This is a genomic window from Isoptericola sp. AK164 (assembly GCF_029643425.1).
In the GTDB taxonomy this organism is placed as follows: Bacteria; Actinomycetota; Actinomycetes; order Actinomycetales; family Cellulomonadaceae; genus Isoptericola; species Isoptericola haloaureus.
In genome coordinates this window covers 2,625,169-2,638,690 of sequence record NZ_CP119106.1, presented here as the reverse complement: position 1 = coordinate 2,638,690, position 13,522 = coordinate 2,625,169, and the positions used below count along the sequence as shown (strand labels likewise).

Below are 13,522 nucleotides of genomic sequence, written 5' to 3'. Positions count from 1 at the left end.
CCAGGAACCTCAGCGGTCGCCGAACCGCGGGTCGATCTCCTCCGGCGTCCGGGCCAGCAGGTGCGCGACCTGCTCCACCACGACCTCGTGGACCAGGTCGGCGAGGTCCTCCGGGTCGACGGCGCGGGTCTCCACCGGTCGGCGGTAGACGACGACGCGGGCCGGCTGACCGGCCTCGGCCGGGAAGAGCCGCCCCAGCGGGACGCCCCTCGACTCCCAGGGCGCGGGGTCCGACGGGGGCACGTCCTCGACGCCGAACTCGGCCCGGCCCACCGCCGGCCACCGACGCTCGATCGACTCGACCGCCGCCAGCACGGTGTCGTCGAACCGCTCGGCGCGCGTGCGGTGCCCCGGCAGGCCCGGGGGCACCAGAGGGCCGCGCAGCCCTCGCCCACGGCGGTCGCGGCGACGGAGGCCGTGGTGCGGTGCGGCGTCGTTCACGATCCGAGGGTATCCAGTCCCGGCGCGCCTGGAGCCCAGGTCCCCGCGCGACACGTATTCTCCCTGCGTGAGATCGGTCAGGCAGTGCTCGCGGACGGCATGCACGCAGGCGGCGGTGGCAACCCTCACCTACGTGTACGCGGACTCGACCGCGGTGCTGGGGCCGCTGGCGCAGCGCGCCGAACCGCACAGCTACGACCTGTGCGCCCAGCACGCGGAGCGCCTCACGGCGCCGCGCGGCTGGGAGGTGGTGCGGCTGCAGCCGGAGTTCGAGACGCCGGCCCCTTCCAAGGACGACCTGTCGGCGCTCGCCGAGGCGGTCCGCGAGGCGGGGCGCGGGGGGCGGGTGACGCAGCGTCCGGCACCGGCCGAACCCGCCAGCGTCACCGAGACGGCGCGCCGCGGGCACCTCCGCGTGCTGCGCGCCGAGTCCGACGGCGGGCCCGCCGCGGGCGTCTGAGGTCCGGTCAGGGCACCCACGCGCAGACGACGTGCCCCGACCCGGCGACCGCGAGGCTGCCGGCGTCGTGCGGGACGAAGACCGACGACCCCCGGGGCAGGTCGGCCGGCCCGGTGTCGCAGTGCTCCGCCGTGAGCGTGACCGCGCCGTCCAGGCACAGCACGATCCGCGGCCCGGCGTCCGGCAGGTCGACCGGTCCCGACGGGTCGACGTCGGCGACCGTCAGGGCGAACTCCGGTACCGGGGCGCGGTACGTCGTCACGTGCCCCCGCGTGCCCGTCGTGGTGATCTCGGGGGTCGCCGGGCGCCGCGGCGCGAACGAGGCGCACTCCAGCAAGGCCTCGACGTCGACGTGCTTGCTGGTCAGCCCGGCGCGGAGCACGTTGTCGCTGGACGCCATCACCTCGACGGCCGTCCCGCCGAGGTAGGCGTGCACCTCGCCGGGTGGCAGGAACAGGGCGTCGCCCGGGTCGAGGGTGACCCGGTTGAGCAGCAGCGAGGCGATGACACCCGGGTCGCCGGGATGCTCCTGCGCCAGCGCCAGCACGGTGGCGTCGGCCCGCTGGGACGGGGACCCGGGCCCCAGCCGGGCACGAACGTCGGCGACCGCCTTCTCGACGGACTCCGGGCACGACGTCGAGTCCCGGGACGCCAGCAGCGTCCGGAACGCGGCGCGGACCCCCCGCTCCGAGCGGTCGGCCCGCAGCTCCGCGCGCACCGCGTCGACGATCGGGCCCTCGAGCCCGTCCAGGAGCGCGAGGGCGCTGCGGGGCGTGCGGAAACCCGCGAGCCCCTCGAACTCGGTGAGCGCGACCACCATCTCCGGCTTGTGCTGGTCGTCGTGGAAGGACCGCTCGGGCGAGCCGGCCGGGATGCCGAGCCGGTTCTCCCGGTGGAAGCCCGCGCGGGCCAGGTGCGGCCGGGGATGGACCTGCAGCGACAGCGACCGGTCGGCGGCCAGCACCTTGAGCAGGTAGGGCAGCCGGGGACCGAACCGGTCGGCGACCCGTTCGCCCAGGACGCCGACGGGGTCGGCACGCACGATCTCGTGCAGCGGGACGCCCGCCGAGGTGCTGGGTGCGCTGCGGTGCGCTCCCAGCCAGAGCTCGGCGACGGGACGGCCGTCCGCGGGCAGGCCCAGGAGTGCGGGGATACGTGTCGGCGACCCCCAGTCGTACCTCCTCAGGGGGTTCTCGAGCGGGTGCAGCGCGGCCACGACGCCCAGCCAACCACACTCGTGCCGACCGTTCCGGGTGCGCGCCGTAGGGTGGGTGGGTGACGACGAACCTGGCGAAGATCGTGAAGGCCTACGACGTGCGTGGCCTGGTCCCGGCCGAGCTGTCGCCGCGGGTGGCGTGGGCGCTGGGCGTGGCGTTCGCGGAGGTCGTGGCGCTGCGCGAGGGGGCGTCGCGGGTGGTGGTCGGCCGGGACATGCGGGACTCGGGTCCGGCGCTGGCGCGGGAGCTCGCGGCGGGTCTGACGAGTCGGGGCGTGGACGTCGTCGACGTCGGGCTGTGCTCGACCGACGGGTTGTACTTCGCCTCGGGCAGCCTGGAGGCGCCCGGGGTGATGTTCACCGCCTCGCACAACCCGGCGGAGTACAACGGGCTGAAGCTGTGCCGGGCCGGGGCGCGGCCGGTGGGCCAGGACACGGGCCTGGCGCAGGTGCGCGACCGGGCCCAGGAGATCCTGGACGGTTCCGAGCCGGACGTGGCCGCCACGCCGGGCCACGTGGTCGAGCAGAACGTGCTGGGCGACTACGCGGGGTTCCTGCGTTCCCTGGTGGACCTGTCGGCGGTCCGGCCGCTGAAGGTCGTCGTGGACGCCGGGAACGGCATGGCCGGGCTGACTGTCCCGGCGGTGCTGGGCGAGGCGGCGGGACTGCCGGCCGTTCCCGTCGAGGTCGTGCCGCTGTACTTCGAGCTGGACGGCACGTTCCCGCACCACGAGGCCAACCCCCTGGAGCCGGAGAACCTGCGCGACCTGCAGCGCGCGGTGGTCTCCCACGGCGCCGACCTCGGGCTCGCCTTCGACGGCGACGCCGACCGCTGCTTCGTGGTCGACGAGACGGGCGCGGCGGTGTCCCCGTCGGCGATCACCGCGCTGGTGGGGATGCGCGAGATCGCCCGCGAGCAGGCCGCCGGCCGGCCGGCGACGGTCATCGCGAACCTCATCACCTCCCGGGCGGTGACCGACCTGCTCGGTGAGTCCGCCACCGTGGTGCGCACCCGCGTGGGCCACTCCTTCATCAAGCAGACCATGGCCGACCACGAGGCCGTCTTCGGCGGGGAGCACTCGGCGCACTACTACTTCCGCGACTTCTGGTTCGCCGACACCGGCATGCTCGCCGCGCTGCACGTGCTGGCCGCGCTCGGCGGCCAGCCCCACCCCGCCAGCGCGCTGTCCGACATGTACACGCCGTACAGCGCCTCGGGCGAGATCAACTCGACCGTCACCGACCCCGGCGCGACCGTGGAGCGCGTGCGCACCACCTACGAACGCGCCTACCCCGAGGCGGTCGTGGACACCCTCGACGGCCTGACCGTCACGCACTGGGACGACCAGCACCCCAAGTGGTGGTTCAACCTGCGCGCGTCCAACACCGAACCCCTGCTGCGCCTCAACGTCGAGGCCGCCGACCACGACATCATGACCAAGCTGCGCGACGACGTGCTGTCCCTCGTGCACGAGGAGGACCTGTGAGCGACCCGACCCCCCCGATGGACCCGTGGGTGCGCAGCGTGCTGCGCTGCCCGGTCACCGGTGCCGAGCTGGTCGACGCCGTCGGCCCCGAGGGCGCCCCGGAGCTGCGCTCGACCGACCCGGAGCGGCCGCTGGCCTACCCGGTCCGCGACGGGATCCCGGTGCTGCTCGAGACCGAGGCACGGGCGCTCTGACGACCGAGGCGGCCCGCAGGTGCCTCGCGAGTCGCCTCAGCTCCCCTGAACGTCCGTGATCCAGGCCGCGGGCATGCTGCCGCGTTCGGTCGCCCGGCCGATCCAGTGACGCATCTGGTCCGCCTTGCCGCTGATCGTGGCGGTGCGCCCGTTCGGTTGCGTGCCCTGCAGCGTGCGGACCTGACCGCTGGACCACGTCCGCGTCACCTCGATGGAGGCGACGTTGTTCAGGTCGAACAGGTCGCGGGCGGCCTGCTGCGTGATCGTGCGGGTCCATGACGCGTAGGAGTTGCCCGGCGCGCGCAGGCTGTCCGGGTCGTCCACGCTGCGCTCGTAGGACAGCGCGCTGGACCACACGTCCTCGGAGTTCGCCGTCCGTCCGCCGCTGGAGGAGAAGAAGTGGGCGATGACGGGCTCCCCTCCGACCTGGAGGGCGCGCGCCTCCCGCGCGCCGCGGGTGTTCTTGTCGACGGCCGCGACCCACTGCGCGCCGTACCGGCCGTCGCTCCCCTCGCTCTCCTTGAGCCAGCCGGTGTAGTGCTGGTCGCGCACGTCGTCGACGAGGTGGCAGCGGCAGTCCGGCTTCCCGTCGTGCTTGGCCATCGCGTAGGACCGCGCCGTCATCGCCTGGGCCCGCAGCGCGTACTTCCCGCCCGAGAAGCCCCACGACGACGGCATCTCGGCGATCCCGTACAGGTACTCGGTGTTCAGCAGGACGTCGTGGGTGATGTTCGGGGTCATCTCGCGGTTGACGATGGTCAGCCGCCCGTGCCGGTACGCCCCGTGCGCACCGTCGATCGTGGCGACGGCCTGGTCGCCCCGGGTCCGCCAGTAGCTCGTGCCGGACCACTGGATGCGCATCATGTCGCCCTTGTAGACCCGGCCGTCGACCTTCACGCGCACGGCCCCCTTGTTGCCGATGCGCACCTTCATCGTGACGGGGCCGCTGCCCTTCGCCTTGGTGCCGACGCCGGGCTTGCGGATCCTCCAGTCACCCCCGGTGATGGTGACCCAGGTCGTGCGGCCGCCGTCGCCCCAGGACGAGCTCGAGTATCCGTACGGGTCGGGGCCGTAGACCTGGACCCTGATGCGCTTCGGCGTCGTGGTGTACGGGGCGCGGGCACCGGTGTAGTAGTGCTTGAGGATCTTGATCCCCCCGGCGCCCTCGCGGGAGAGCTGGTAGGCGCCGAACTGGCTCATCCCCACACCGTGGCCGTAGCCGGAACCCGTGACGGTGAACTCGTCCGGGTAGCTCGCCGCGGACGCCGACGTCGTCGTCGCAGCACCACCGGCCAGGACGAGGAACCCGGTGAGTGCGGCTGCTGCCAGTCGGCGGACTGCTTGGTAAGACATCACGAAAGACCCCCTCCGACCATGGTGCACCAGCCGGTGGCGGGCAGCACCCCGGACCGGTGGCGGGCAGCACCCCGGAGCGAGGACGACGAGCGAGCAGCGGCACGTCGTCGACACCTGCTCGGGCGGCCGGTTAATGACGAGCACCCAGTAGGCTCCCGTCGTGCTCCTTGCCCAGCGACTGGTCCTGTCCGGTAGCCCCGAGCGCCGTCTGCTGTGCCTGCCGCCGGGGCCGGGCCGCGTCGTCGACGGCGTGCTCCGGGTCCCCGACGGCACGGTGCAGTCCACGGCGGCGTACCTCAACGGTCTCCCTGCCGCGTACTGGGTCCGGTGGACGGGCGCGCGGCGAGCTCGACTCACGCTCGACGTGACCGGCCAGGGTCAGGTCCGCGTCCTGCGCTCCGACGAGGAGGGGCGGGCCCACGAGGTGACCCGTGGTCTGCTCGGGGAGCCGCTCGACGTCGATCTGGCCGGGATGGCCGGTGGCGGCTGGCTGTGGTTCGAGGTGGAGGCCGGCGCGGGCGGTGCGGAGATCTCGGCCGGGGCATGGTGGCTCGACGCGGACCGGCGTCGGTCCGGCGAGGTCGTCGTCTCGATCACCACGATGGACAAGCCCGACTACTGCCTGGCCACGTTGCGCACGCTCGCGGACTGCGCGGAGCTCGTCGACGAGGACGTCCGGGTCCAGGTGGTCGACCAGGGGACGCGGAAGGTCTCCGCCCAGGACGGGTTCGCCGAGGTGGCCGCCCGGCTGGGCGATCGTCTGCACGTCGTCGACCAGCCGAACCTCGGGGGCTCGGGCGGCTTCTCCCGCGGGATGCTCGAGACGCTCGACGCGGGGGCCGACTCCGTGCTGATCTGCGACGACGACGTCGAGGTCGAGCCGGAGTGCCTCCTGCGAGCCGTACGGTTCCACCGGGCGGCGGCGTCGCCGGTGATCGTGGGTGGGCACATGTTCGACCTGGCGCGCCCGACGGTGCTCAACTCGTTCAGCGAGGTGGTCCACCGGCGCACCTTCAACTGGGGACCACCCCGGATGGACGAGCAGTGGCAGGACCTCGGCGGCGGTCTGCGCACGGCCCCGTGGGTGCACCCGCGGGCCGCGTCGGACTTCAACGGGTGGTGGATGTGCCTCATCCCCGCCGAGGTGCTGCGGACCGTCGGGCTGAGCATGCCCTTCTTCCTCAAGTGGGACGACGCCGAGTTCTGCCTCCGCGCCGGCGAGGCCGGCTACCCGACCGTGTCGCTGCCCGGGGCCTGCCTGTGGCACATGGCCTGGACGGAGAAGGACGACTCCGTGGAGTGGCAGGCCTACCTGCACGTGCGCAACCGGGTCGTGACGGCGCTGCTGCACGCGTCGGGCCCCCGCCTCCTCCCGCTCGCCCTGCTCGGCACCGACCTCAAGCTGCTCCTCGCGATGCGGTACTACCCGGTGGACCTGCACCTGCGGGCGCTGCAGGAGGTCGTCGAGGGCCCCGAGCGCCTGCACGCCGAGCTCGGCACCGTCGTGGGTCGGGCGCGCGCCGTGGGTGCCGAGCACCCGGAGACCGTGCGGTACCGGACCGGTGACGCGGTGTTCGACGCCGTCGCCGAGGACCCGCAGGACGTCGCCGCGGCCGGAACGGGCCGGCCGACGGGGCCGTGGGCCCTGGGCCGGTTCGTCCTGCGCGGGCTCGTCCGGACCCTGCGTCCGCTGCCCGACGCCGCCCGAGAACGTCCCTCGACCGTGCTCGCCCGGGAGTCGGCGTCGTGGTGGGAGGTGCCGGCGCACGACTCCGTGCTCGTGCTGGACGCCGACCGCCGCAGCGGGGTCTGGCTGCGTCGGGACCGCGCGACCTTCTGGCGGCTGGCGAGGTCCGCCGTCGTCGAGCACGCGCGACTGACGTGGCGCTGGCGCTCCCTGGCGCGTCGGTGGCGGACGGCTGCGCCCCGGCTCACGTCCCCGCAGCGGTGGCGGTCGACCGTGGCACCGGACCCGGACCTTTAGGATGTCGAGGATGTCCGCCCCCGTAGTCGTCGCCGTCGTCGTGTCGTACAACCGGGCCGAGTTGCTCGGCCAGGCGCTCGACGCCCTCGGCGACCAGAGCCGTCCGGTCGACCACGTCGTCGTGGTCGACAACGCGTCGACCGACGAGGCGCTGTCCGTGGCCCGTGAGCACCCCACGGAGCCCCGCGTCGTGCCGCTCGCGCGCAACACCGGTGGCGCCGGCGGCTTCGCGGTCGGCGTCGCGACGGCGGTGACCGACCACGGCGCGGACCTCGTGTGGGTGATGGACGACGACACCGTCCCCACCCCGACGGCCCTGGCCGAGCTGCTCGCGGCGCGGGACGCCTACGACGGCGAGGTCGTCACGCTGTGCAGCCGGGTCGTGTGGACCGACGGCTCCGACCACCCGATGAACACCCCGCGCCCGCGCCCGGGCGTCTCGCCGGCCGATGCGGCGCGCGCCCACGAGGCCGGAGCGGTCCCGGTCCGCTCGATGTCCTTCGTGTCCATGCTGATCGACGCCGCGGCCGTCCGCCGCGCCGGTCTGCCGGTCACCGACTACTTCATCTGGAACGACGACTTCGAGTACTCCGCCCGGCTGCTGCGGCACCGCGTGGGTCTCTCCGTCCCGGCGAGCGTCGTCGAGCACCGCACCAAGAAGCTGGGTGCCACCGACGCCGACCCCGGCCCGCGCTTCTACTACGAGGTGCGCAACAAGGTCTGGATGTTCACCCGGTCCGACGCGCTGGGCGCCGGCGAGCGGATCCTCTACGGCGGGTCGACTCTGCGGCGCTGGGCACGGACGTTCTGGCGCTCGCGGGACCGCTCGACCCTCGTCACGGCCGGTGCCCGGGGTCTGTGGCACGGCCTGTTCCGCGGACCGCGACCGGACACGGAGGTCCTGTCCGGCGTCGGACCGGCCGCCCTGACGGTCGCCCGGCTGGAGGCCGGGGCGTCGTCGCCGGCCCCGGTCCACGTCAACCGGATCGCGGCCGCCCCCGGGTCCTTCGTCGCCGGGGAGCCGCTGGAGGACCGACGGTTCTCCGTGCTGCTGCCGGTCTACCGGGGGGACGACGCGGCGCACCTCGAGCGGGGCTTCCGCTCGGTGACCGAGGACCAGGAGCTGCGTCCGGACGAGGTCGTCGTGGTCCGCGACGGCCCCGTCGGCGAGGAGCTGGCCGCCGTGCTCGAGCGGCTGCCCGGGCTCACCGAGGTGCCGGTGACCGTGGTGCCGCTGCCGCACAACCTCGGACTGGCGCGCGCCCTGGAGGAGGGGCTCGCCGTGTGCGCGCACGAGATCGTCGCGCGGGCGGACGCCGACGACATCTCGCTGCCGGAGCGGTTCGCCGAGCAGGTGCCGCTGGTGTCCTCCGGGTACGACATCGTCGGCTCGGCCATCTGGGAGTTCGACGAGGACGAGCACGACCGCGGCCTGGTCCGGGTGCCGCCCACCGGTGCCGGCATCGCCGAGGCGGCCCGGTTCCGCGACCCCTTCAACCATCCCTCGGTCGTGTACCGGCGCTCCGCGGTGGCCGCCGTCGGGGGCTACCAGCACCTCGACCTGATGGAGGACTACCTGCTCTTCGCCCGCATGCTGGCGGCGGGTGCCCACGCGCAGAACATCACCGAGCCGCTCGTGCTGTACCGCGTCGGCGCCGGCGCGTACGCCCGGCGCGGGGGACGACGGCTGCTCGCCTCGGAGCTGGCGCTGCAGCGGACGCTGCACTCCGAGGGGTTCGTGTCCACCCCGCAGCTGGTGCGCAACGTCCTGGTGCGGGCCGGGTACCGGCTGGTCCCCGAGCGGGTCCGCGCCGCGGGCTACCGGACCTACACCCGCCGCCGCGGCGGCTACGTCCCCGACGACCTGTAGGAGATGACCGCATGAACGCCGACCTCGTCGTCGTCGGGACCGGGTTCTTCGGCCTGACCGTGGCCGAGCGGATGGCCGCGGCCGGGCGCAAGGTGCTGATGATCGACCGCCGGGACCACCTGGGTGGCAACGCGTACTCGGAGGCCGAGCCCAGCACCGGCATCGAGGTGCACCGCTACGGCGCCCACCTGTTCCACACCGCGAACGAGCGGGTGTGGGAGTACGTCAACCGGTTCACGTCCTTCACCTCGTACGAGCACCGTGTGTACACCACCCACCGGGGGGAGGTGTTCCCGATGCCGATCAACCTGGGCACCATCAACCAGTTCTTCCGGTCCGCGTACGGCCCCGCCGAGGCCCGGGCGCTCCTGGCGGAGCAGGCGGCCGAGCTCGGCGACCGGACGCCGGAGAACCTCGACGAGCAGGGCGTCCGCCTGATCGGGCGACCGCTGTACGAGGCGTTCATCCGGGAGTACACGGCCAAGCAGTGGCAGACGGATCCCCGCGACCTGCCCGCCTCGATCATCAAGCGGCTGCCCGTGCGGTACACCTACGACAACCGCTACTTCAACGACCCGCACCAGGGACTGCCGGTGGACGGGTACACGGCGTGGCTCGAGCGCATGGCCGACCACCCGAACATCGAGGTCCGGCTCTCGACGGACTTCTTCGACCCGTCCCAGCCGGTGCACAAGGACGCCGTGGTCGGGCAGGTCCCCGTGGTCTACACCGGGCCCGTCGACCGGTACTTCGACTACGCCGAGGGCGAGCTGTCCTGGCGCACCCTCGACTTCGAGACCGAGGTCCTCGACGTCGGCGACTTCCAGGGCACGTCGGTGATGAACTACGCCGACGCCGAGGTCCCCTACACGCGGATCCACGAGTTCCGGCACTTCCACCCGGAGCGCGACTACCCGGGCGACCGCACCGTCATCATGCGGGAGTACTCCCGCTTCGCGGCGCGGCAGGACGAGCCGTACTACCCGGTCAACACCCCCGAGGACCGTGAGCGCCTGCGGCGCTACCGCGAGCTGATGGCCGGCGAGGCCGACGTGCACTTCGGCGGACGCCTCGGCACCTACCAGTACCTGGACATGCACATGGCCATCGGGTCGGCGCTGTCGATGGTGGACAATCGGCTGTCGTAGTCGGGACGGCCGGGCCGGCCCGCCGACCGAAGACGAAGGAGATGGGATGGACGCCGCTCGGCAGCACGACGTCACGTCCGGGCCGCGGCGCTCGCTCACCGTCGGTCTCCTGCCGGACCGGGTGCGGCTGACCTTCGGCCCCGAGTCGTCGTCCCGCACCACGGCGGTCGGCACCGGCCTGCGCGGACGGCCCGTCGACCGGTGGAGCCCGTCCACCGGGGCCGCGACGGGTGACACGGTCGAGCTCTCCCTGCCGGACCTCGTCGCCGCGTACCCGGACGCCGCCGTCGTCGACCTGTGGCAGCAGGTCGAGACGCCCTCGGGCGAACCTCGGGTGCGGCGTCTCGGCCGCTTCCCGCGCACGTTCCGCGAGGTCGAGTCGACGGAGTGCGTCGTCGACGGCCGGTCGGTGCGCCTGCGCGTGAACGACAAGGGGAACCTCGTCCTCGTCCTGGACGACGCCGTCGCCCCCCGGGGGTTCGCCGTCGACGCCGGCACGGTCTCCCACCAGGACGCGACGCTCGCCGTCGCTCTGACGGTGGCGGCGTTCGACCGCGAGCTCGAGCACGTCGAGCTGCTGGTCTCGTCCCGCCGCACCGCAGCGGAGTCCGGCGTGGTCCTGGCGACGGAGCCGGACCGGAGCGCGTCGGAGCGTCGGTACGGGGCGGTGGTCCACCGCGTCGAGGGCGCCCTGGACCTCAGGGACCTCCTGTCACGGTCGGGTCCCGACGAGACCCGCCTGGACGCCCGACTGGTGCTGACCGACACCAGCGGGCGAGTCCAGACCGTGCGCCTCAACGAGCGGCACGTGGCGCAGGGGACGCTCGAGCCGTCCGCCGTCGTCGTCGACGCCACGGTGCTGCACGTGGTCCCGCACTTCGCCTTTCTCTCGGGCGGTCTCGGCCTGCAGGTGGACCGGTTCACCCCGCGGGCGCACGCCGCGCTCGAGCGCGTCGTCCGACGGCCCTGGTGGACGGCGGCGGCCCGCAGGATCCTCGGCATCTGGTTGATCGGCGAGGTCCCGTACAAGGCTCAGGACAACGGCTACCACTTCTTCCGCTGGGTCCGGACCCGGCGTCCGTGGCGGCTCGCCTTCTACGTCATCGACGCGGACTCGCCCGACCGGTCGCGGGTGGAGCCCTTCGGACGTGTGGTCGAACGGGGCTCGGTCGAGCACGTGTACCTCGCCGCGTGCGCATCGCGGCTGGTCGGCACGCATCATGCCGACTACCTGCTGCCCACGTCCGATCCCCGGATGCAGGCGGCCGCTCCGGGAGTCCAGGTCATGCTCCGGCACGGCGTGCTCGGGATGAGGAACATGGCCGCGACCTACGGAAGCTCCGGTCGGGTCCGTGCCGCGGACGTGGTGCACGTCAGCTCGGATCGCGAGAAGGACATCGTGGTCGGTGACCTCGGATACGAGGCACACCGTGTGCGGGTCACGGGCCTGCCGCGCTTCGACGCGCTCCTCGCTCCGACGGAGACCCGCCCTCGGGGCCTGCTCGTGATCCCGACCTGGCGCAGCTGGCTCGGGAACCGCCGTCAGTTCGACGACAGCGAGTTCCGGGTCCGCTGGCAGGCGTTCTTCGATCATCCGGCGGTCCGCGGGATGATCGACCGAGGTGAGCGTGTCTCGTTCATCCTGCACCCGAACATGCGCCACTTCGCGGACGGCTTCGACGTCACCGGCGTCGAGGTGTACCGCCAGGGGGAGCGCGCGGTGCAGGACCTGATGCGCGAGCACGCGGCGCTGGTGACGGACTACTCGTCGGTCGCGTTCGACTTCGCGCTGCTGGAGCGTCCGACCTTCTACTTCCAGTTCGACCGGGACCGGTTCTTCGGGTCGGGCGGCAGTCATCTTGATCTCGATGCCGAGCTGCCGGGGCCCGTCCTGTACGACGAGGACGCCTTGGCCTCGGCCGTCGCGACCGCCAGTGCCGAGGGGTTCCCCCTGGAGCCGACGTATCGGGAGCGGGCGCTGCGTGTCTTTCCCGCCCATGACCGCAGGAGCACGTACCGGGCCTATCGTTCGGTCCGTGCCGCTCGTCGCCGGGGACGCTAGGGCACCCAGGCGCACACCAGCCGGCCGTCGCCGTCGGCGGTGACCTGGCCCGCAGCGTCGGGGACGAGGCAGGACTGCCCCCGGCGCAGCGACGTGGTGCCCGCCCCCGTCAGCAGCTGCAGCTCGCCGTCCAGCGCGAGCACGATCCGCGGGCCCTCCGACGGCAACGCGACGGGTTCGCCCGGGTGGACGTCCGCGGTGAGCAGGGCGAACTCGCTCACGGGCGCGCGATAGCTGGTCACGAGCGAGTGCGCACCGGTCACCTCGGTGTCGGGCCGTGCGGGGGGCCGAGGGGAGAACGCGGCGCACTCCAGCAGCGCGTCGGCGTCGACGTGTTTCGTCGTCAGCCCCGCGCGCAGCACGTTGTCCGACGCCGCCATGATCTCGACCCCGACCCCGGACAGGTACGCGTGCACCTCGCCGGCGGGGATGAAGATCGCCTCGCCCGGTTCCAGCGAGACGCGGTTGAGCAGCAGCGACGCGACGGCACCGGGGTCGCCGGGGTGCTCCTCGTCGAGCCGGAGCACCGTGGCGTCGGCCCGCGGGTCGGGGGAGCCGGCGGCGAGCCTCGCCCGGACGGACGCCACGGTGGTCGCGACGTCGTGGGCACAGGTCGGCTCGTCGCGGGAGGCGACCAGGTGCTCGAGCGCGGCACGCAGGCCGGGCCCCGACCGGGTACCCCGGACGGCGTCGCGGACCTGCTCGACCAGCCGACCGTCCAGGCCCTCGAGCAGCGCCAGGACGGTGCGGGGGCTGCGGAAGCCGGCCAGCCCCTCGAACCGCGTCAGCGCGACGATCATCTCGGGCTTGTGCTGCTCGTCGTGGAAGGACCGCCCGGGGTCGGAGGCGGCCAGGCCGTCCGCGTTCTCCCGGCGATAGCCGGCGCGCGCCGCGTGCGGTCGCGGGTGCACCTGGAGCGAGAGCGCGCGTCGTGCCGCCAGCACCTTGAGCAGGTAGGGCAGCCGTGGTCCGAACCGGTCGGAGGTACGGCGCCCGAGAACCTCCTCGGGTGCGCGCGCGACGAGCTCGGTCAGGGCAGTGCCGTCGGTGAGCCGGGACGGGGCGACCGGGTGCGCCCCGAGCCACAGCTCGGCGGCCGGTCGGCCGTCCACCGGGAGGCCGAGGAGGCGCTGGATGTGGTCGTGCGATCCCCAGTCGTACTCCCGCACGGAATTGTCGAGGAGATGGATAGCATCGAGATCGCAACGTTGCGTTGGTGAGGTGTTCATCAGCATGTCATCGACCTTTCCGATGCTGGGGCGATTCGTCCGGCGGTCGGGTACCGTCGTCGCCATCTCTCGACC

11 protein-coding genes are annotated in these 13,522 nt (G+C 73.2%); 7 read left to right on the top strand and 4 right to left on the bottom strand.

Annotation, left to right across the window (positions count from 1 at the left end):
- Positions 1 to 9: 9 nt before the first annotated feature.
- Positions 10 to 441: a metallopeptidase family protein gene (locus tag PO879_RS12220; RefSeq protein ID WP_278235161.1), complete on the bottom strand. Its 432-nt coding sequence runs from the start codon at positions 439 to 441 to the stop codon at positions 10 to 12.
- Positions 442 to 508: 67 nt separating this feature from the next.
- Here PO879_RS12220 and PO879_RS12215 point away from each other — a divergent pair, with 67 nt between their 5' ends.
- Positions 509 to 901, top strand: a complete 393-nt coding sequence (locus PO879_RS12215; protein WP_278235160.1) for a DUF3499 domain-containing protein — start codon at positions 509 to 511, stop codon at positions 899 to 901.
- Between the two features lie 7 nt (positions 902 to 908).
- Here PO879_RS12215 and manA (PO879_RS12210) read toward each other — a convergent pair whose 3' ends face one another.
- Positions 909 to 2,117 carry a mannose-6-phosphate isomerase, class I gene (manA, locus tag PO879_RS12210; protein ID WP_278235159.1) on the bottom strand — a complete coding sequence of 403 codons (1,209 nt, stop codon included), beginning with the start codon at positions 2,115 to 2,117 and terminating at the stop codon, positions 909 to 911.
- Positions 2,118 to 2,176: 59 nt separating this feature from the next.
- Between manA (PO879_RS12210) and PO879_RS12205 the strand changes: the two genes are divergently transcribed.
- A complete protein-coding gene (locus tag PO879_RS12205; protein ID WP_278235158.1) occupies positions 2,177 to 3,604 on the top strand; it encodes a phosphomannomutase/phosphoglucomutase in 1,428 nt (475 codons plus the stop codon).
- The gene (locus PO879_RS12200) at positions 3,601 to 3,798 is read left to right on the top strand and encodes a hypothetical protein (RefSeq protein WP_278237580.1); all 198 of its coding nucleotides are present in this window, start codon (positions 3,601 to 3,603) and stop codon (positions 3,796 to 3,798) included. Before PO879_RS12205 ends, PO879_RS12200 begins: the two co-directional genes overlap by 4 nt.
- A 36-nt stretch (positions 3,799 to 3,834) precedes the next feature.
- On the opposite strand, the gene PO879_RS12195 is transcribed toward PO879_RS12200, so the two are convergent.
- Entirely contained in the window at positions 3,835 to 5,151 is a 1,317-nt protein-coding gene (locus PO879_RS12195) for a SpoIID/LytB domain-containing protein (RefSeq protein WP_278235157.1), read from the bottom strand.
- Positions 5,152 to 5,314: 163 nt separating this feature from the next.
- On the opposite strand from PO879_RS12195, the gene PO879_RS12190 reads away from it, so the two are divergent.
- Genes PO879_RS12190 through PO879_RS12175 form a run of 4 tightly spaced genes read left to right on the top strand, consistent with a single transcriptional unit; the run spans position 5,315 to position 12,218 of the window.
- Positions 5,315 to 7,138: a glycosyltransferase gene (locus tag PO879_RS12190; protein WP_278235156.1), complete on the top strand. Its 1,824-nt coding sequence runs from the start codon at positions 5,315 to 5,317 to the stop codon at positions 7,136 to 7,138.
- Between the two features lie 10 nt (positions 7,139 to 7,148).
- On the top strand, positions 7,149 to 9,008 hold the full coding sequence (locus tag PO879_RS12185) for a glycosyltransferase (protein ID WP_278235155.1): 1,860 nt from the start codon (positions 7,149 to 7,151) through the stop codon (positions 9,006 to 9,008).
- An 11-nt stretch (positions 9,009 to 9,019) separates the two neighbouring features.
- Entirely contained in the window at positions 9,020 to 10,156 is a 1,137-nt protein-coding gene (glf, locus tag PO879_RS12180) for a UDP-galactopyranose mutase (RefSeq protein WP_278235154.1), read from the top strand.
- A gap of 46 nt (positions 10,157 to 10,202) precedes the next feature.
- A complete protein-coding gene (locus PO879_RS12175; protein WP_278235153.1) occupies positions 10,203 to 12,218 on the top strand; it encodes a CDP-glycerol glycerophosphotransferase family protein in 2,016 nt (671 codons plus the stop codon).
- On the opposite strand, the gene manA (PO879_RS12170) is transcribed toward PO879_RS12175, so the two are convergent.
- Positions 12,215 to 13,447, bottom strand: coding sequence for a mannose-6-phosphate isomerase, class I (manA, locus tag PO879_RS12170; RefSeq protein WP_278237527.1), 1,233 nt, complete (start codon positions 13,445 to 13,447; stop codon positions 12,215 to 12,217). The two genes, PO879_RS12175 and manA (PO879_RS12170), sit on opposite strands and share 4 nt — an antisense overlap.
- Positions 13,448 to 13,522 lie beyond the last annotated feature (75 nt).

Excerpts from the sequence above, each read along its gene's own strand:
- PO879_RS12175 (WP_278235153.1), top strand. The coding sequence starts at position 10,203 with ATGGACGCCGCTCGGCAGCACGACGTCACGTCCGGGCCGCGGCGCTCG.
- PO879_RS12195 (WP_278235157.1), bottom strand. The coding sequence starts at position 5,151 with ATGTCTTACCAAGCAGTCCGCCGACTGGCAGCAGCCGCACTCACCGGG.
- PO879_RS12185 (WP_278235155.1), top strand. The coding sequence starts at position 7,149 with ATGTCCGCCCCCGTAGTCGTCGCCGTCGTCGTGTCGTACAACCGGGCC.
- manA (WP_278237527.1), bottom strand. The coding sequence starts at position 13,447 with ATGAACACCTCACCAACGCAACGTTGCGATCTCGATGCTATCCATCTC.
- glf (WP_278235154.1), top strand. The coding sequence starts at position 9,020 with ATGAACGCCGACCTCGTCGTCGTCGGGACCGGGTTCTTCGGCCTGACC.